The organism is Vicinamibacterales bacterium, from assembly GCA_041659285.1.
Taxonomy (GTDB): domain Bacteria; phylum Acidobacteriota; class Vicinamibacteria; order Vicinamibacterales; family UBA2999; genus 12-FULL-67-14b.
Genome location: JBAZYO010000010.1, coordinates 57,797 through 75,490, shown reverse-complemented (window position 1 = coordinate 75,490; position 17,694 = coordinate 57,797). Strand labels below are relative to the sequence as shown.

16 protein-coding genes are annotated in these 17,694 nt (G+C 66.6%); 3 read left to right on the top strand and 13 right to left on the bottom strand.

Features of this window, described 5'->3' with window-relative positions:
- Window positions 1-2: 2 nt before the first annotated feature.
- The 7 genes from WC815_16550 to WC815_16520 form a co-directional block, all read right to left on the bottom strand.
- Window positions 3-1,622 carry a multiheme c-type cytochrome gene (locus WC815_16550; GenBank protein MFA5910394.1) on the bottom strand — a complete coding sequence of 540 codons (1,620 nt, stop codon included), beginning with the start codon at window positions 1,620-1,622 and terminating at the stop codon, window positions 3-5.
- Window positions 1,623-1,635: 13 nt separating this feature from the next.
- Window positions 1,636-3,474, bottom strand: coding sequence for a cytochrome c3 family protein (locus WC815_16545; protein MFA5910393.1), 1,839 nt, complete (start codon window positions 3,472-3,474; stop codon window positions 1,636-1,638).
- A complete protein-coding gene (locus tag WC815_16540) occupies window positions 3,474-4,364 on the bottom strand; it encodes a hypothetical protein (GenBank protein ID MFA5910392.1) in 891 nt (296 codons plus the stop codon). Before WC815_16540 ends, WC815_16545 begins: the two co-directional genes overlap by 1 nt.
- Before the next feature lie 2 nt (window positions 4,365-4,366).
- Window positions 4,367-5,671 (bottom strand): 2Fe-2S iron-sulfur cluster-binding protein, encoded by a 1,305-nt coding sequence (locus tag WC815_16535; protein MFA5910391.1) that lies wholly within the window; start codon window positions 5,669-5,671, stop codon window positions 4,367-4,369.
- 219 nt (window positions 5,672-5,890) lie between these two features.
- On the bottom strand, window positions 5,891-9,259 hold the full coding sequence (locus tag WC815_16530; GenBank protein MFA5910390.1) for a S8 family serine peptidase: 3,369 nt from the start codon (window positions 9,257-9,259) through the stop codon (window positions 5,891-5,893).
- Window positions 9,260-9,292: 33 nt separating this feature from the next.
- On the bottom strand, window positions 9,293-10,417 hold the full coding sequence (locus tag WC815_16525; GenBank protein ID MFA5910389.1) for an aminotransferase class V-fold PLP-dependent enzyme: 1,125 nt from the start codon (window positions 10,415-10,417) through the stop codon (window positions 9,293-9,295).
- A 212-nt stretch (window positions 10,418-10,629) separates the two neighbouring features.
- Complete coding sequence (locus WC815_16520; GenBank protein ID MFA5910388.1) at window positions 10,630-11,532, bottom strand: hypothetical protein; 903 nt, start codon at window positions 11,530-11,532, stop codon at window positions 10,630-10,632.
- A gap of 116 nt (window positions 11,533-11,648) precedes the next feature.
- On the opposite strand from WC815_16520, the gene WC815_16515 reads away from it, so the two are divergent.
- A complete protein-coding gene (locus tag WC815_16515) occupies window positions 11,649-11,906 on the top strand; it encodes a hypothetical protein (protein MFA5910387.1) in 258 nt (85 codons plus the stop codon).
- A 2-nt stretch (window positions 11,907-11,908) separates the two neighbouring features.
- The gene (locus WC815_16510) at window positions 11,909-12,352 is read left to right on the top strand and encodes a hypothetical protein (protein MFA5910386.1); all 444 of its coding nucleotides are present in this window, start codon (window positions 11,909-11,911) and stop codon (window positions 12,350-12,352) included.
- A gap of 129 nt (window positions 12,353-12,481) precedes the next feature.
- Here WC815_16510 and WC815_16505 read toward each other — a convergent pair whose 3' ends face one another.
- The 4 genes from WC815_16505 to WC815_16490 form a co-directional block, all read right to left on the bottom strand.
- Entirely contained in the window at window positions 12,482-14,794 is a 2,313-nt protein-coding gene (locus tag WC815_16505; GenBank protein MFA5910385.1) for a DUF5916 domain-containing protein, read from the bottom strand.
- 106 nt (window positions 14,795-14,900) lie between these two features.
- A complete protein-coding gene (locus WC815_16500; GenBank protein ID MFA5910384.1) occupies window positions 14,901-15,236 on the bottom strand; it encodes a hypothetical protein in 336 nt (111 codons plus the stop codon).
- A 163-nt stretch (window positions 15,237-15,399) separates the two neighbouring features.
- Window positions 15,400-15,708: a DUF2442 domain-containing protein gene (locus tag WC815_16495; protein MFA5910383.1), complete on the bottom strand. Its 309-nt coding sequence runs from the start codon at window positions 15,706-15,708 to the stop codon at window positions 15,400-15,402.
- 8 nt (window positions 15,709-15,716) lie between these two features.
- Entirely contained in the window at window positions 15,717-15,986 is a 270-nt protein-coding gene (locus WC815_16490) for a DUF4160 domain-containing protein (GenBank protein ID MFA5910382.1), read from the bottom strand.
- Between the two features lie 198 nt (window positions 15,987-16,184).
- Here WC815_16490 and WC815_16485 point away from each other — a divergent pair, with 198 nt between their 5' ends.
- Complete coding sequence (locus WC815_16485) at window positions 16,185-17,114, top strand: HNH endonuclease (GenBank protein ID MFA5910381.1); 930 nt, start codon at window positions 16,185-16,187, stop codon at window positions 17,112-17,114.
- Window positions 17,115-17,124: 10 nt separating this feature from the next.
- Here WC815_16485 and WC815_16480 read toward each other — a convergent pair whose 3' ends face one another.
- Both WC815_16480 and WC815_16475 read right to left on the bottom strand, forming a co-directional pair.
- The gene (locus tag WC815_16480) at window positions 17,125-17,481 is read right to left on the bottom strand and encodes a DUF5615 family PIN-like protein (GenBank protein MFA5910380.1); all 357 of its coding nucleotides are present in this window, start codon (window positions 17,479-17,481) and stop codon (window positions 17,125-17,127) included.
- Window positions 17,478-17,675, bottom strand: a complete 198-nt coding sequence (locus tag WC815_16475; GenBank protein MFA5910379.1) for a DUF433 domain-containing protein — start codon at window positions 17,673-17,675, stop codon at window positions 17,478-17,480. Before WC815_16475 ends, WC815_16480 begins: the two co-directional genes overlap by 4 nt.
- Window positions 17,676-17,694: the final 19 nt, after the last annotated feature.

The window sequence follows — 17,694 nt, the reverse complement described above, 5'->3', positions numbered from 1 at the left end:
CCTCAACTCCGCCCGTTCGGGTGGCAGCTGTAGCAGGCGCGCGATTCGTAGCGATAGCCGGCGCGGCCGCGATGTTCCTTGTCCATTTCAGATTGCGAGTGTTCGTGGCAGGTCAGGCACGTGAAGTTCTGCGACGGCTGGCCGGCCTGGTGGCAGCTCGAGCAGGGGGTGTTGTGCCGTCCCGTGATGGGGAAGCGGTGCGCGAACGTACCCTGCCGCCAGGTCGTGTCGGAGGCGCGGTGACACGTCTCGCAGGTCAGGCCGAAGCCGGTCGCCGCATGGGCGGGCGAGGTCGTGCGGTCGTAGTTGGATCGATGGCAAGCGACGCACTCACGGCCGGTGCCGCGGTAGACGTTATTGCGATGGCACGAGGTGCATGCCTGCTGCGCGTGGACGCCGACCAGCGGGAAGATCGCGGCGTGATTGAAGCCAGCGCCGCGGAAGCTGCTGTCGGTGGCGCGATGACACGTCTCGCACGTGGTCGGGAACCCGGCGGCGGCGTGCGGGGGCGAGGTGGTGCGATCGTAGGCCGCCCGGTGGCAGCCGACGCAGTCGCGGGCCGTACCGCGATAGACGTTGTTCACGTGACAGGCGCTGCACGCTTGCTGCGCGTGCTGGCCGACCAGCGGGAAGATCGCCGCATGATTGAAGGCGACGCCCCGGAAGCTGCTGTCGGTGGCGCGATGACACGTCTCGCACGTGGTCGGGAACCCGGCGGCGGCGTGCGGGGGCGAGGTGGTGCGATCGTAGGCCGCCCGGTGGCAGCCGACGCAGTCGCGGGCGGTGCCGCGATAGACGTTGTTGATGTGGCAACTCGTGCACGCCTGCTGCGCGTGCTGGCCGACCAGCGGGAAGATCGCCGCGTGATTGAAGGCGACGCCCCGGAAGCTGGGGTCGGTGGCGCGATGACACGTCTCGCACGTGGTCGGGAACCCGGCGGCAGCATGCGGCGGCGACGTGGTGCGGTCGTAGGCGGCGCGATGACACCCGACACAATCCCGCGCCGTGCCGCGATACACGTTGCCCTTGTGGCACGACGCACAGGCCTGCGTGGCGTGCTGGCCGACCAGGGGAAACGACGCCTGATGATTGAACGTCGCCTGGTTGAACGACGTGTCGCTCGCGCGATGGCACGCCTCGCACGTGGTCGGGAACCCCGCCGCGACGTGGTTCGGCTCGCGCGCCGACTGGAAGTCCTGCAGGTGGCACGTCACGCACGCGCTGTCTGACTGGCGGAAGTTGTTGGTGTGATGGCACGAGACGCAGCCGAGCTGCTGGTGCGCGCCGCTGAGCGGCATGCCCGTGAAGGCGCCGTGGTCGAAGCGCACCGCGGTCCAGCCAACCGGACGATGACACTGCTCGCACTGCGAGCCGAGCTGCAGGCGGAAGCGATCGTCCTGCCGGCGCGTCCAGTGGCAGTCGAAACACTTGTTGGGCGTGCCCTTGTAGACGCCCTTGAGGTGGCACGACTCACAGGCCACGCCAAGATGGCGGCCTTCGAGACGGAACGTGCTCTGGTCGTGGAACTGCCGGTTCGGCGTTTCGAACTGCGCGGCGGCAGGCCAGGCCGGCAACAGCAGGACACCGAACAGGAGCAGGACAAGGCGAAAAGCGTGAATCATGATCTGCTCCTCCTCAAGGCTTGTGGCAGGTGGCGCACGCGGACCCCAGCGCGCCGCGATGCACGTCGGTGTGGCAGGTCGTGCACGTGGTCGCCACCTTGTACGCAGCCACCGGTTTTGATCCGGCCGGCGTGCCGGGCAGCGGCTTGTGACACGCCGCGCAGGTCGCTGAGGCATGCCGTCCCGTGAAGAACTCGCGCAGTTCCCGCGCCCGCTTGTGGGTGTAGCGCGGCAGCGCGAAGGTGTCGCTGGTGTGGCACGACTGGCAGGCCTGGTCCAACTGCCCGCCATGCGGATCCTTGTGGCAGGCCACGCACGTGGTGCCGACCCCGGTGAAGCGGCGTGCCGTCCCCGGTCCCGACGGGAACGCGCCCGTTTCCACCTTGTGGCAGGCCTCGCACGCCAGCGGCGCGTGTTTCCCGGTCAGCGGGAAGGCCGTGGTGGCATGGGCGAAGCCCTGGACCGCGAACTTCGGCGTGTCCACCGTGTGGCATGTCTCGCACGTGCTCTTCAACTGGCCCAGGTGCGGGTCCTTGTGGCACGACACGCATGCCGTGCCCGTCGTCGTGTAGCCGACACGCAACGCCGGAATGGCAGCGGCCGTGCGAGTGGGCTGCATCGTGCTGACATGGCATTGCGCGCAGGTGAGCGGCGCATGCTGGCCGCTGAAGAGGGCCCGCTGGTTCGCATGCGCGAACGTCTTCACCTCGAAGGTCCTGGCCGTGTGGCACTTCTCGCACGACAGCCCCAGCTCGCCGCGGTGCACGTCGGTGTGGCACGAATCGCAGTTCGCCCTCAGCCCGCGGAAGTCGTTGGCGGCCGGACGCGCCGTCTTGTGGCACGCCACGCACTGCAGGCCGGTGTGCTTGTCGGCGAGCGGGAACCGCGTGGCCGCGTGATCGAAGGTGCCCTTCTGAAAGGTGGACTCGGTGTGGCACGACGCGCAGTCCTGCTTGAAGGCGCCGCGATGCGGATCGGTGTGGCAGGCCGCGCAGGTGTCGGCGCGGGGCTTCACCGTGGCGGCCGCTTTGACGTGGCACTTCGCGCACTCGACCGTGGCGTGCTTGCCGCGCAGCGGGAACGCCGTGCGCGCGTGATCGACCTTGCTGGTGCGCCACGATGCCTCGGTGTGGCACGTCGCGCACGCGGTCCCCAGCGTCGAGCGGTGCGGGTCGGTGTGGCAGCTGCTGCACGACGCGAAGGCGATGCCCTTGTAGCGCTTCTCCTTGTGGCACGACGCGCAGGCGACCTTGCCGTGCGCGCCCGTCAGCGGGAACGCGGTCTTGCCGTGGTCGAACGAGGTGGTCGCGGCGGTGAACTTCACCGCCGTGCCGTGGCACGTCGAGCACTGCGGGCCGAGCGTCCCTTTGTGCGGGTCCGCATGGCACGATGCGCAAGCGGTCTGGAGGGACAGGTACGACCGCGTCTTGTGGCAGGCCGCGCAATTGGCGGCCAGCGGCGCGTGCAGGCCGTCCAGCGGGTATGCGGCGTCTCGCGCGTGGTCGAATTTCTGCTGGTCGAACGGCCGCAGCTCCGCATCCACCCCGGCGTGCTCGACGTGGCACGTCACGCAGTCGGTGGTCACGTTGCGGTGGATGCCTTTCTTCGCGGCGATGCGTTCCGCAATCGGCTTGTGGCAGGCCAGGCACTTCTCGGGCGCCACCTGCCGCCCGCGCGAGTGGCACTGCAGGCAGTTGCTTACGCCCTCGAGGGCGGCGTGGGTCTTGTGCAGGTGGCCAGGCGACACCAGCGCCCCCAACTGCGCCGACGCCTCGGTCGGCGCCGCCAGGTGCAACACAACTGCCGTCGCCAGGACGATCCACCACTGCTTCGGTCGCCATCGCCCGCCCATCACCAGTCCAGGAGCACCTGCGCGTACCCGAGGTACACCGCAATCGCCACGTGAAGGCCCACGATCAGGAACATGACGTCCACGAGCGGGCGGTGGAAGACGTGCCACAGCTCGAACAGCCGGCGCGTGCGCTGCAGGTGGGCGATGCGGCGCCCGAGGGTGGCGTGCTCGGCGGCGCGCGACACCAGCGTGTGAATGGCATGCACGTCGACGCCGGCCTCGCGCAGCTGGCGCCGGATCGCGAACAGGCGCGTGCGCACGCGCAGCTCGCCGAAAAACAGATCGGCCAGGCCCGGCGGCTCCGGCGTCGGCTCAACCGATTGGTCGAACTCGTCGAGCGCCGCCCGTGCCGCCGGCGGCAGTGACACGCCCGCCACCGTGGACCTGGTCGCGGCCAGGGCCTCCGCAATGTCGTCGCGCGACAGTTCGGCGCCACGAATCGTCTGCGGGATGCGGACGTAGAGGTAGCGCCCCACGAACCCCGAGGACCACACCGCGACCATCAGCCAGTAGCCCGCCGAGATGACGCCGTTGAACTTGAACGCGGTATGCAGCGTCACCAGCACCGGCCCGACGATGCCGAAGAAGATGTGGACCTCGAGCCACTTGGGCGTCGTGCTGAGGCGCGCGAGCGGCCGCCAGCGCTTCCGCACCGCATACGGCAGCGTTGACAGCATGGCCACGGCGCCGGCCACGCCGAGCGGCAGGCCCAGCGTGCCCGACGGTCGCAGCAGCCGGTGCATCGGCAGGTAGCCGCGGCCCGCGAGCGGAGTCCGGTAGTAGGTCCAGCCGTCGAAGTACCAGAGGACGGTGCCCACCACCACCGTGCAGAACACCCCGGCCAGCACCAGCACCGTGGACAATGCGCGCTTGGGCGCGGGGGCGGGCATGATCAAGCCTCGAGCACGCAGTCAGCCGTCGGCCACGTCACGCACGGCAGGATGTAGCCCGCCGCGCGGTCGTCGGCGTCGAGAATGTCGGAGCGGCAGTCGGCATCGCCGGACTTGAGCCGCGTGCGGCACGACTGGCAGACGCCGGACCGGCACGACGAGACCATGGCCACGCCCTCAGCCTCCGCGGTTTCGAGCAGCGTGCGCGAGCACGGCGCCGACACCGTCCGGCCGCTGTCGGCGAACGTCACCTGCACCGCATCCGCGGCCGACGCCGCGGGTGCGGCGATGGTCGCGTTCAGTTGTGACGCCGCGATCGCGGTTTCGAACTGCTCGAATCGCACCTGGCCGGCCGGCACGCCCATGGCCCCGAGCGCGAGACGAACGTCCTCGATCATCGGGCCCGGGCCACAGAGACAGAAGATCGAGTGCAGCGGCGACGCCACGTGCTGTCGCAGCATGTCGGCATCGAGGCGGCCCGTGCGCAGCCGCGTCGGTTCGGTGGGTTGCGTGAGCGTGATTGCCACCCGCACATGCGGATGGCGTTCGGCCAGGACGCGGAGCTCGCCGTGGAACGCGACGTCGTGCTCGCCGCGCGCCGAATACAAAAGCGTCACCGGCCGGGCCGGGTCCGCGGCCACGGCGTGCCGGAGCATCGACAGCAACGGCGTGATGCCGATGCCGCCGGCGATCAACACCAGAGGACGATCGTCACCTTGCGGGTACAGGAACTGACCTGCGGGACGGTTGATGGTGAGGGTGGATCCGGCGCGGATCGTTGCGTGCAGCGTGCCCGACACCAGGCCTTGCCGGCGCACCGAGATCTCCAGGTAGCCCTGGGCATGAGGCGCCGAGCTGATCGAGTAGCAGCGCACGTGCGGCTTGCCGTCGATCAGCACGCGCACGGCCAGGAACTGACCCGGCGAAAACGTGAAGCCTTCCGGCCGGGCGAGGCGGAAAGTCTTGATGTCCGTTGCTTCGTCCAGCACGGCGAGCACCGGCGTGGTCGCGAAGGCGGGCGTGGCGGGTCGCGAGGCGCGGGCGGCCGGCCGAGGGCCCGGCGCACGCGCCCGAGCCGGCGTGACCGGCGGCGCCAGCCGTTCGCAGACGACCAGCCAGACGAGATGCGCGCCGAGCGCGGCCGCCAGGCCGAGGGGCGTCGGCCACAGCCACGGCGCCACCGCGAACAGGAACGAAGGCAGGACGAACGGGCTCAAGACGGACCGGCCGGAGGCACGGTGACGCCGGAAGATCGCCATGGCGAGATGAATGGCCGTGAGTGATGCGGGCGCCGCGCTCTCGAACACGAATAGCCTTCCTGAAATTCGGACCACGAAAATTCCGTGCAATCGGCGTTCCAGTCACATTGCGCCTAACGACCAGATTTATCGGTCGATTTTCGTCATTTTAGCGACAAGTACGTAATGTCTGCACTCCGGGGAGCGGAATCCTACGCACTCTGTGTGATTGCTTACGCCACGAAGGGAAGCTCTGGAAAAAACTACACCGCTTACGGTGCGCTCTAACTAGGGCCGGTCTTTGCGAAGCGCCACGGCGAAGCCATCCAGCGATTTCACCCGCGCGCACACCTGCGGCGACGTTGACTCGGCCGCCGACGGGCTCTTGCCAATCGTGCGATCGACATACCGTCCACTCTCGAGGTGGAGGAGGCGGACGTCCGCACGCGCGCCGGTGGTCGCCGCCCACGGCACCGCCAGGCACACCGTGATGTGGCCGCTGACCGTGGCGGAGGTGCTGACCTGGTACGAGAGTCCACTCACCAGCGTGAACCGTTTCGGCAGCTGGGCCGGGGCCGCGTTCCGGCGCGCGACCACGGTGGTGGCGCCAGGCGCCTTGACCCGGCTGAACGTGACCCGCGACAACTGGGCCGGCGCGACCTGCACGCTGGAGCCCGCCGGCGTGCTGAACAACGTGGCCACCGCGCGGACCACTTCCGCGTTGACCGTCGTGTATTCACCGCCCGCCACGCCGCCGGTGACGGTGAACGGAAATCCGTTTGACGGCAGCTGGTTGGCGATGAAGTACGCGACCGCCGACTGGATGGCGGTGCCGGCGCCGCCCACGGCGCCGAGTCCCATCACCACGTAGGACGTGATCTGCAGGTTGCCCGCGTCCCACGACCCCTCCGCGTCCTGCTGGGCCAGCAGGTGCGCGCGGTAATCGGAAATCTGCGCGTCGAACCCCGGCAGGTCGTGCATCGCCCACAGCAGCGAGCCCATGCCGATCAGCGTGTAGTCGAACGCCCGCGGGTTGTCGGCGGGGCCGCATCCCGCGGCGAGCTCGCACTGGTCCCATCGATGCGCGGGATCCACGTCTTTCCAATCCGCTTCGCGATCGCGAATCCGCACGGCGGCCGCCAGCGCGTAGTCGGCCTGGCCCACCGCCTTGGCCGTCCTGATCAGCGACGCCAGGTCCCACACCGCCAGCGATCGGATGCGCTGCCCGTCCCGCCGCGTGAAGCTCCAGTCCACGCGGTCGGCGGCGTTGGGGAACGCGGCCGGGATGTTCTGGAACCACGTCGCCGCGAGCGCGGCGTATTGCGGATCCGCGGTCGCTTCAGAGAGGGCGACCAGGAACTCCAGGTCCTGGCTATAGGGCGGCAGCGCCGGCGCCGAGTTGAACTCGGCGATCAGCCGATTGCCCGCGGCGACCGCGGCGGTCAGCGTCGCCGCATCGCCGTTCCGCTCGTACGTGCTCAACAGGCTGAGCGCGGTGACGCCGATGATGTTGCCGCACGAGACGCCGGGGCCAAGCCCGCAGTGCGTGTCGGTGACCTCGAAGTACCAGCCGCCGTCGGCGTTTTGCAGCGCCTGCTGGCGGGCGCCGCCGCTGGCGATGGTCTGCGATACCGTGGGTTCATCCACGACGAACGCCGTCCCGCTCAAGCCAATCGCGTGCGGGGCTCCCGCGGCGTTGGTGCCGATCGACAAGGTGGCCGCGCGCGGGCCGGCCGCCGTGGGTGAAAACCGGAACGTGAAGGTGCAGAACGCGCCGGGTGCGAGGCCCGCGGGCGTGAGCGAGCAGTCGGTCTGCACCTGGAAGTCGCCGCCGCCCACGCTGAAGCTGCTCGACGGCGGCGCGCCGTTGAAGCTGCCGAACACCAGCGGGCCGGGCCCGTTGTTGGTGATGCTTACCGACTGCGACACGGCGCTCGTCGTCCCCACCAGCTGCTTCACGAACGTCAGGCTCGAGCCCGACAGGATGATCGACGGCGTGGAAGTTGGGTAGACGGTGATCGGCACGGCGGCCGAAGTCGAGACCGCGCCAAGATCGTCGGTGGCTTTCGCTGTAAGGGCGTAGCTGCCGGCGGGCATCCCCGAGGAGATGATGCTGAACGGGCTGGTCGTATCGATCCCCAGCGGCGTGGCCCCGGCGAAGAACTCGACCTTCGCGACGGTGCCCGTCGCATCGGTGGCGTTCGCCGTGATGGTGATCGAGGCCGGAGCCATGAACGTGGCGCCGGGCGCCGGACTGGTGATGGTGACGCTGGGAGGCGTGTTCGCCGCCACGAGGTTCGCCGCCGCGAATACGTCCAGGCGCCCACCCGTGGCCACAATGCCGCTCCACGCGGGAACCGGCGCCGCGCCGCTCAACAGCACCGACTTCACGCCGCTCACCGGCAGCGCCGGCTGTTGCGCGATCAACAGCGCCGCCGCGCCGGCCACGTGCGGCGCCGCCATGCTGGTGCCGTTCGAGTATTGGTAGCCGCAGGGGTTCCCGTAGCAGGTGTAGTTGCCACCGTTCCACGTGCTCAGGATCCCGACACCCGGAGCCGCCAGGTCTACCGAGGTCGCGCCGTAGTTGCTGAAGCCGGCGCGGTTGTCGTTGGCGTCTGACGCCGCCACCGAGACGATGCTCGGCGAGGTGAAGCTGGCCGGGTCGAACGGCACCGTGTCGATGTTATCGCCCACGCCGTCGGCGCCGCCGTTGCCGGCCGCGAACACGTTGATGATGCCGGCGGTTCCCGCCGCGTCGATGGCGTCCTTCATCACCTGCGGGAACGGCGCCAGCAGGTCGCGCTCGCCGCCCCAGCTATTGCTGCTCACGCGGATGTTGACGCCGCGATTCCTCAGCGCGGTGATGTAGTTGAAGCACTCGATGGCGCCGGCGTCGGTGCCGTTGCCCGCCGCGTTCAGGAACTTGCACGCCAGGATCTTCACGGTCCAGTTCACGCCGACGAGGCCCGTGCCGGTGGCGAACCCCGGGCCGTTGTTGCCGACGGCACCGAACGTGCCCGCGGTGTGCGTGCCGTGCCCGTGGTCGTCCATCGGGTTGCTGTCGTGGTTGAACGTGTCGATGCCGTAGACGTCATCGATGTAGCCATTGGCGTCGTCATCGACGCCGTTACCGGCAATCTCGCCCGGGTTGGTCCACATGTTGGCGGCCAGGTCCGGATGCGTGTACTTCACGCCGGTGTCGATGCCGGCGATCACGACGGCGCTGCTGCCCGTAGTGTAGGCGGCCCACACCTGGTCGGCGCGGATCTTTTTCAGGCCGTAGAAACCGTAGGCCGTGTCGTTGACCCAGAAGAAGTCGTTGGGCGGCGGCGCGGCGGTGATGTGGCGAACGAAGTTGGGCTGCGCCGACACCACGTCGCCGCTGGCGCGCAACGCGCTGATCGCCTCGTCCACGCCGCGTCCGCCCGGGATGCGCACGTGGTCGAGGTCAATCGCCTCGAAGCGCCGAATGCGCCGTCCGCCGACGGCCGTCAGCCGCGAATCACGCCGGGCCGCCGGCGTGTCGCTCCTGAACCTGACGAGTATCTCGCCGTCAACACTGGAAGGGCCGGGGGATGCCGGCTGCTGGCCGCTGGGAGCGGCGGCGAACAGGAGCAGGCCGAACATGGCGCCGAGAATGAGACCGCGGCCGCGCATCCCCTGAGTCTAGCGCCAATAGGCGCCGTTCAGCTACATCGACGAACTCTTGCCGCCCAACACGGCAACCGTGCGGTCGATGTCTTCGTGCGTGTTGAACACCGACACCGCCAGCCGGAGGCGGTTCTCGTTGGCGATCACCGTCCCGGCCACCTTGCCCGCCTGCAGCGCCTTCGCGGTCGCCGCCGCGTCCTTCAGCTCGAAGGCGACGATCGGCGTCTCCGTGCCCATCGGCGTCAGCGCCTTGTAGCCGAGCGGCGGCAGCTCTTTCTGCAGGCGATCGGTCAGCTGCTTCGCGTGCGCGCGGATGTTCGGGATGCCGCACTTGTTCACGTAGTCGATGCCGGCATTCACGCACGCCGCCATCATCACCGGAATGCCGCCGGTCTCGTAGCGCGCGGCGCCGGGCAGCGGCTCCCACGACAACTGCGCGCGGTTGAAGTTGGTCACCTGCCGGTGCCCATACCTCGTCGTCGGGAGCACGGTGCCCTGCAGGTCTTCGCGGACGTAGAGGAAGCCGATGCCGCGCTCACCCATCAGCCACTTGTAGGTGCCGGCGGCGGCGAAGTCGATGCCGAGCGCCTTGACGTCGAGCGGCATCGCGCCCACCGCCTGGATGATGTCGGCGAACACGTGCGCCCCGCGCGCGTGCGCGATCGCGCTTACTTTCTTCGCATCGTGCATGAAGCCGTTGACGTTTGACACCAGTGCCAGCGACACCAGGCGCGTGTTCTTGTCGATGGCCTTCGCCATGTCTTCCGGATCGATCGCCCAGTTCTTGTGCTTCACAATGCGGAGCTCGACGCCTTTCTTTGCGAGCTCCTTGTACATGTACAGCGAGCTCGTGAAGTGGAGCTCGTCGATGACGATGTTCCCTCCGCGCCTGGGAAGATCCAATCCCATGACGACGATGTTCTCGCCGTCGGAGGTGTTGGCGGTGTAGGCGATCTCTGAGGCGGAGGCGTTGATCAGCGCGCCGAACTTCTTCTTGAGCTCGTCCTGCTTCGCGGCCCCGAAGTCACTGCGCCCCTCGCCGGGGCCGTAAAGGCGGAAGTCCACCACCTGCTTGATGGCATCCGCGGCAAACGTGCCCACCGGATGCATGGCGGCGGAGTTCAGGTAGGTCTCGCGCAGCACCGACGGGAAGTCGGCGCGCACAGACGCCGGGAATATCCCGGTCCGAGCAGCCTGATATGTAGCCTCCGGCCCATGAGATGTAGCCTCCGGCTTTAGCCGGAGCGGGCCTGCAAAGGTTGTAGTGGGAAGTGCCGCGGCGAGCGTGCCGGCACCAGCGAGAAACTGACGGCGACCAAGAGTGGTCATGGAGCCTCCGGCGCCATTATAGGGGCCGGAAGCTCCAAACAATCAGCCTAGGTGAGGTCGCGGGTGACCCACATGAACGCCTGGACGTCGAACATGTCCTTGGCGCCCATCTTCTCCAGCCGCTGCAGCAGGAACTGGCTCATGCGCTGCATGGCGTCGAACGTCGGCCAGTTGGGCGTCGCCGTGTAGCGCAGGTCGAAGTTCATGCGCGCCGCCATCAGCTCGGTGTTGGTCGGCTTGAGCGCCATGAACTTCTTCGGATCCGCCAGGAACGGCAGCAGCGTGATGTTGGGCCAGGTGAGCACCTTGCCGCCGTCAGACGGCAGCTGCGCCACGGCTTCGAACAGCGCCGCGAACTTGACCGAATCCGGCTTGGCGATGAACGCCAGCGCCGTCTCGAGAATCTGCGTGCCGGCGTGCTCGCCCTTCTTCAGGCCCTTGTGCACGGCCTTCACTTCGAACGTGGACGGGATGTTGGTGGCCTTGAACAGCGCGTCCAGCACATCCGCGATCTCGGCGTGCTTGCCCTGGTCGATCAGCTTCTGGCCGCGGCTGCCGCCGAAGTTGGCGACGAACACGTCGTGCGCCGCGCGCTTGTTGCGCAGGTCGGCATCCACGAACTTCTCGTCTTCGAACTTGTCGGGGTAGGTCTTCTCGAACCAGGCGATGGCTTCGTCGAGGTGATGGACCAGGCCCTTGGCCTTGGCCTTGCTCTTCGACTTCTTGGGCTTGCCGCCGGTGCCAATCAGGTCGAACTCGGGGTCGCTCTGGACCTTCGAACGCGAAATCTGCGGAGTGTCTTCACGAAGCTTGCGTTCGGGGCCCTGCGGCGTGCCGGCGAGTGAGGTGAAGTGAATGATGGCGTAGGGCGGGGTGACGTCGAGTACCTTGCCTCGCTGCCAAACCGTGTGTTCTACGAGGGCGCCAATGTCTTTCGGGGTCAGCAGCATCCCCCTATTGTAGTCCTTCTGGACGGTTGGCCCCGATTTTGATTGCAGACGCCCCCCGTCGCGCCAAAGCCGAGGCGGGGGAACAATTCGCCGCCGGGAATGCTCGAGTTGGGTGCATGGCTGGGTTCTTGGCCCCCTCATTCTTCCATTGGAGCCACATCACGCAGGCTGATGGCATCCGCCACACGAGTCCGGTGGCGCAAGACTTCCGCGTCGCGTTCGGGCTGGGCGTCAGCGAGAGGATGATCGATGTGGTGGACGCCGCCGGCGTCAACCTCGTGGCGGTGCAGCAGCTCTGGGTGTGCCAAACCGCACATCCAGGGCCCGGCTCCCTTCGGCACAATGGCTGCATGGGATTACCCCAGGGAGGCTGATCATGGCGGTATCAAAAGCGGCATCGAAGGCAGCGGGCAAGCCGGCGCCCGATGTCGTTGAGCAGAAAGTCGTTGCGCTCGCGGAGCAACTGGGATGGTTCCTGGGAACGGTCCGCGCCAAGGCGGATGGCTGGCTCGATCGCGAAAACCTCCGCAAGGAGGTGGGACGAATCCGCGACGTGGCCACCGACCTGCTGCAGCACGTGGACGCCGCAAGCCGGTCGGCGCGGCTGGCCGGCGCCAAGCCGAAAGCGACCGCGAAGGCCGCAGCCGCGGTGAACCCGCGCCAGAGCCGCGGACCCGTGGATGCGCCCGGCAAGAAGCATCGCAAGCCGCCACCCCAGGAGAAGATCCTCAACAAGATGATGGGCGAGCCCGAGGGCAAGAAGCTGGGGCAGAAGAACTTCAAGGCGGGCAGCGGCCGCCGGCTGATGAGCAGCGGCTAACCCGCCCTGCGTTATTGCCTGTCGTCCAGATTCGGCGAAACAGGAGATTAGAAGTTCAAGAGAAGACAGATCTGGTTTCTCCTGACCTTCTGATCTCCTGTCTGTATTTCTCCTGATCTCCTGTGGAAATCAGAACCGGAAAAGTCTCGTCGCTTTCACCACGAACGTCCGGTTCTGCAACCCGGGAAATCTGTCCCCAATCCTGGTATCCCGGCCGTCACTGTAGACGACGAAGAAGTCGCTGCTCGGCGCGTATTCCCACCGGAAGCGGACGCTCGAGCCGAGGGACTTCGCGGTCGAGTTGTACTGCACCAGCGCGCTCAGTGCCATGTACGGCGAGAACATGTACGTCGTCCTCGCACTCGCCACCTTCGTGGTGAACGTACCTGCGGGGATGTCGATCCAGTTCACGGTGATCCCCGGTTCCACGTTGAAGCGCTTCGAGATCTCGGCGATGCCGCGGTAGCCGATCTCGGTGTTATGCCCGCCGTAGAAGGTGCCGGTGCCGCCGGAGATGCTGCCCGAGATGCGCCGCTGCGGCCCGAGCACGTAGGTGGTGCGGAAGTCGCCGAAACGGTACGCGCCGGCGGGGATCAGCTTGCCCGGCACCACGTTGAATCCGGACCGCAGGAACTCGTAGTTGCGCGAGTAGTCGACGCCCCACTGATCGTTGCCGCGCAGCTCGGCACGGTACGAGACCTTCGCTTCCCGGGTTTCGAGCACGCCGTCGGTGCCGGTGATGTGGTCGAACTCGGTTTCGAACACGTGCCGCCGCACGGCATGGTCAGCCCCGGGGCGAGGGCTGAACCGCGCGCTGCCGTAGTTGCGACGGAACGCCGACCGCCGCAGAAAGCCCACTTCCGGCTGAAAGTCCCTCCCGACGACGAGGTGCTCGTATTTGACGCCGTACATGTCGGGCGCGTACTCGAACTCGCCGCGGTAGCTGCTCCGGTCGCCGGCCGGAATGTGGCGTCCGCCTTTAGGCGGACCATTCTGCGACTGGGAATAAAACCCCGTCATCACCACATTCTGAAAAAACCAGAAATTCGCATCCACCCCCAGCACGGTATTGGCCGCCTGGTCGATCGGCGTCTTCCGCGTTGCGATCAAGCCGATGTTGCTCCGCCGCAGCACATCGCGCCGCAGGCGGATCACCGAGAAGTTGGTGGACGGCAGTCCCTGGCCCGCCGACGCACCTTGTGCGGAGGCGGCTTCGGTCTGGATGCTCAGCAACCCGATGCTGAACTTCCCCGCGCGCCCGGCCACGCGTCCGCCGGCAAGAATCGGCACTTCGCCGCCGGCTCCCAGTCCAATCCGCCGGCTGTAGAACACCACCGGTGTCAGGCTCGGCGTTGACGTGCGCGCCGAGGTCTGTCCGCCGCCGCCGCCGGATGTCTGGCTGCCGCCAAAGCTGAACAGCCCCTGTCCTTCGAGGAAGAAGTCGCGCTTCTCCGGGAAGAACAGGCTGAAGCGCGTGAGGTTCACCTGTTGCTGGTCTTCTTCCACCTGCGCGAAGTCGGTGCGCACGGTGAGGTCGGCCACCAGGCTGTTGGTCAGGCTGTATTTCACGTCGAAGCCGGCGTCGGCCGACAGGTCGTTGCGGAACGCCGGCGTCGCCGCCAGGTTGGTGGTGCTCGCGGCAATCGCGTAAGGCTTGACGTCGATGGGCTTGCGCACCGTCGGCGTCTCCACGCCCACCACCGTGGCCATGATGTCGAACTTGTACATCGCGCGCGTGGTGGCCGAGGCCGGGATTGGCGCGATCGAGACGTGTTCGTTCTTCCAGCGGATCACGCGCCGCAGGTTGAAGCCCCACACCTGCGGTCCCGCTTCGCGAAAGCGCAGCGAGGAATACGGGATGGCAAACTCCATCGACCAGCCGTCGTCCAGGATGCGCGACCGCGTCCGCCAGATCGTGTTCCAGTCGTTGTTGTTGCTGCGCTCGTCCTGGATCTCCTGGTCGCGCTGCGCGCCCAGCGCGTTGGTCTGGAAGAACACGCCGCTGCGGCGGGTGTAGAGCGGGTCGATGCTGATCGAGATGTTGTCGTTCTGGTAGATGTTGAAGTTGTCGCGCCGCAGCTCGTTGGCCACCAGCCGCTCGGGCGCGGAGTCGAACGACTTCACGCTGACGTAGAAGTTGTCATCGTCGAAGAACAGCCACACCAGCGTCCGCTCGGTGGCGGGCGTGCCTTCGTTGGGTTCCTGCTGGATGAAGTGATCGATCGGCGTCACCTCGCGGTAGACGGCCTCGTCGAGGTTGCCGTCGAGCGAGAGCGGCGCGGTCAGCCGCGTGGCGCGAAGCGTGATGCGGTTGTGGTCGTCCTTGGCGAACACGGCTGGCGCGATGGGCGCGGGCGGGCCGAGGATCTCGACGGTCTGCGCCGCCGCCACCGACGACAGGAGGACGATGACGACGGGGGTGAGGATGAAGCGGACGGCCACTTAGAACCGAACCTGCCCGAAGTGCGACATACGAGATCGATCTTAGCCCGGCCACAGGATTAGCCACCGATTAAACAGATGCGGTCTTCATCTGCGGCCGGCGGCGCTATGAGCCGGCGCGTCGCCGGGTCGCGCGCTTGACGTCACGGCTGAGGCCGACAAAGGCCGCTTCGAGCAAGGACTTGTGGTCCGCGTGCGCGCGATCGGTCTCGTTGAAGCGACGGTCAACCTTCTCGTCCAGCATCTGGACGTTCTCGAACCCGAGGTTGACCACGCGCCGGGTCTCCTCGAACTCGATCGTCATCTTGTGGTCGAGCGAGTCGACCTTGCCGTCGACCGCCTTGACGTCCGAGCGGGCCCCCTTGAGTTCCTCTCGAATTCCCTCAAGCTGCTTCGCGATGCCTTCCAGCGTCATCTCATCGCCGATCCTACCATCGTCCATACGAGCCTCCGAGACGAAGTAGGAGCAGGACGCATGCCCGAGCGTGATCGCGTGTTTTGTCGAGCGATTCGCGTTGCGGTCGTTCAGCCAACGCGCAGAATCTGCGTACGTCGCAAGCTGAAGGTACGGCAGTCAATACGTTGTCAGCGTTCCTGGTCGCCGTCTAATCTGTGTTCAATCTGTGGCTGGCCCACGACTGGGCCATCTGGATGAATTCGGCTTCGACCTCCGGCCAGTCGTGCAAGGTGGCCGGGTCGAAGTCCGCGCCGTTCGGCCAGACCAGCGTGTAGCCCTCTTCGCTCAACGACACCGCGTTGAAAATGCTCAGGTCCTTCAGCGGTCCGAAGAGTGCGCCTTCAAGCACCGGCAGGAAGTTGATGCGGCGGACGACGCCGTCTTCGAAGGTGATGTCGAGTTCGTGAGGGCCGACGATGGCGAACGACACGACGCGGTGCATTGGGTGCGTCATCATGGGCTGAGTCAGGTCAATGGGTCGATCTTGACCGGGGGTTGACCCGAATGCAAGAGGGTCCAGTCCGTCAGCAGCTCAGCCCGGTGAAGCTCCGCCCAGGCCTCGACCAGGCGGCGTTGCGGGACGGGTAGGTCGCCGCCAAGCAACTCGAGAGTGTCGATCGCAAACGCGGCCGCGTGATCCTGGTAGATGGCGTGGAAGTGCGGACGATGGTGGCGTGCGCCGGCCTCGGCGAACATGCGAATGACGATTCCGTAGAAGCGGGAGATCTCGGGCATGCCAGGTGGCAATGCCAATCGAGTGCCGCCTGAATTCGAGCGATTTCACGAGCGTTCTCTGGCCTAGGTCATCCGACTGGTCGCAAGTTCTGCTACGCGAGCTGGCGCGACCCGATGCCGTTTCTACGCACTCGCCACTTTTGCTGCCCTGAAGAAGTCCGCCAGCACGGGAACTGGTTAGAATGCTCCAGCCTCGGAATGGACGATCACAACGCGCTTGTTCGTTTAGCTGCCTTCAAGTTCCTTGGAGAGCAGACACGGCTGGCCAGCGACGAACGGGCCCTGCCAAGAGCCGTTCTCGTAGCTGGATTCACCTTCGACGGCCAGCGCGTTCCGCTCATGGGCCCCCAAGGCATCTTCAAGCCCCGCGTCATCACCGACGTGCCGCTAAGTATCACGACCGTTCCCGTGATCGAAGGCGAGGACCGGCCCTACGATGATGCCTTCGGCGACGATGGCTTGCTGCGGTATCGATATCGCGGGACCGACCCCGGCCATCACGAGAATGTCGGCCTGCGCCTGGCCATGCAGCGCCACATCCCGTTGATCTACTTCCATGGTGTTGTCCCGGGTCTGTACGTTCCCGAATGGCCTGTCTACATCGTTGGCGACAACCCTGCTGGTCTGGTGTTCACAGTCAGTGTCGAGGAACGGCGGTTCGCGAGCCTTGGTTCGCCGCCACCCGAGTCGGAGGAAATGGAGATTCGGCGTCGTTATGCGACCCGCACATTCCAACAGCGCCTCCATCAGCGCGAGTTCAGGGAACGTGTCGTACTGGCCTACCAGAACCACTGCGCCGTCTGCCGATTGCGTCGACAAGAGCTCCTGGAGGCGGCGCACATAGTGGGGGATGCTGATCCTCTTGGCGTGCCGTCGGTGAGGAATGGTCTCGCTCTCTGCAAGCTCCATCACGCGGCGTTCGACACGAACCTGATTGGGATTCGCCCCGACTACACAGTGGACGTTCGAAGAGATGTCCTGGAGGAGACGGACGGTCCCATGCTTGTCCACGGACTCCAAGGGTTCAATGGGAAATCTCTTTGGGTGCCACGCCGCGATGCATCGAAGCCGGATCCGGCGCTGCTCAAGCAGCGTTACGATCAGTTTCTGGAGGCGTCTCCCCGCTGACACCCCCTGCCTACGCCTGGGCAGACGGCGGTTGCTCTCCGAGTTCGACCAGCTGTTCGCCGCGTTCAAGCATGGGGAGAATCGTGGGCCACGCTGTTTCGATCAGCTGACGGAGGCGCACATTCGAGGTATTGCCGCAAGTGACAAGGATGACCTGGGGTGGCGAACCAAGTTGGTCAACCAGTGACGCGAAGTCGGCATCTTTGGTCATCACGGTGACCTTTGATTCCCGGGCGGCCGTGAAGATAGCCGCGTCTGACGCGCGTTGCAGGTTCAAGTCGCGGATAGGCACGCAGTCGATAGCCAGCGTCACCCGCATCCACGCCGCGAGGGCGGGCGGCAGTTGATTGTCGAGCCAGATGGTCACGCCGCTACGATGGGATGATCAAGGCGCCGGCTGGCGAATCGCAGGCATGCGGAGATGTCCTCGATCTCCAGATCCGGCAGCTCTTCGAGCACCTGCGCCGGCGACAGGCCGGCAGCGAGCAGGTCCAACACGTCGGTGACACGGATGCGTAACCCGCGCACGCAGGGACGGCCCCCGCATTGGCCAGGATCCACGGAAATTCGGTCAGCGAGT

Coding starts and splice junctions, on each gene's coding strand:
- WC815_16540 (MFA5910392.1), bottom strand. CDS start 4,364: ATGCCCGCCCCCGCGCCCAAGCGCGCATTGTCCACGGTGCTGGTGCTG.
- WC815_16500 (MFA5910384.1), bottom strand. CDS start 15,236: ATGGACGATGGTAGGATCGGCGATGAGATGACGCTGGAAGGCATCGCG.
- WC815_16520 (MFA5910388.1), bottom strand. CDS start 11,532: ATGCTGCTGACCCCGAAAGACATTGGCGCCCTCGTAGAACACACGGTT.
- WC815_16515 (MFA5910387.1), top strand. CDS start 11,649: ATGGCTGGGTTCTTGGCCCCCTCATTCTTCCATTGGAGCCACATCACG.
- WC815_16490 (MFA5910382.1), bottom strand. CDS start 15,986: ATGCCCGAGATCTCCCGCTTCTACGGAATCGTCATTCGCATGTTCGCC.
- WC815_16510 (MFA5910386.1), top strand. CDS start 11,909: ATGGCGGTATCAAAAGCGGCATCGAAGGCAGCGGGCAAGCCGGCGCCC.
- WC815_16550 (MFA5910394.1), bottom strand. CDS start 1,622: ATGATTCACGCTTTTCGCCTTGTCCTGCTCCTGTTCGGTGTCCTGCTG.
- WC815_16495 (MFA5910383.1), bottom strand. CDS start 15,708: ATGATGACGCACCCAATGCACCGCGTCGTGTCGTTCGCCATCGTCGGC.
- WC815_16545 (MFA5910393.1), bottom strand. CDS start 3,474: ATGGGCGGGCGATGGCGACCGAAGCAGTGGTGGATCGTCCTGGCGACG.
- WC815_16485 (MFA5910381.1), top strand. CDS start 16,185: ATGGACGATCACAACGCGCTTGTTCGTTTAGCTGCCTTCAAGTTCCTT.
- WC815_16530 (MFA5910390.1), bottom strand. CDS start 9,259: ATGCGCGGCCGCGGTCTCATTCTCGGCGCCATGTTCGGCCTGCTCCTG.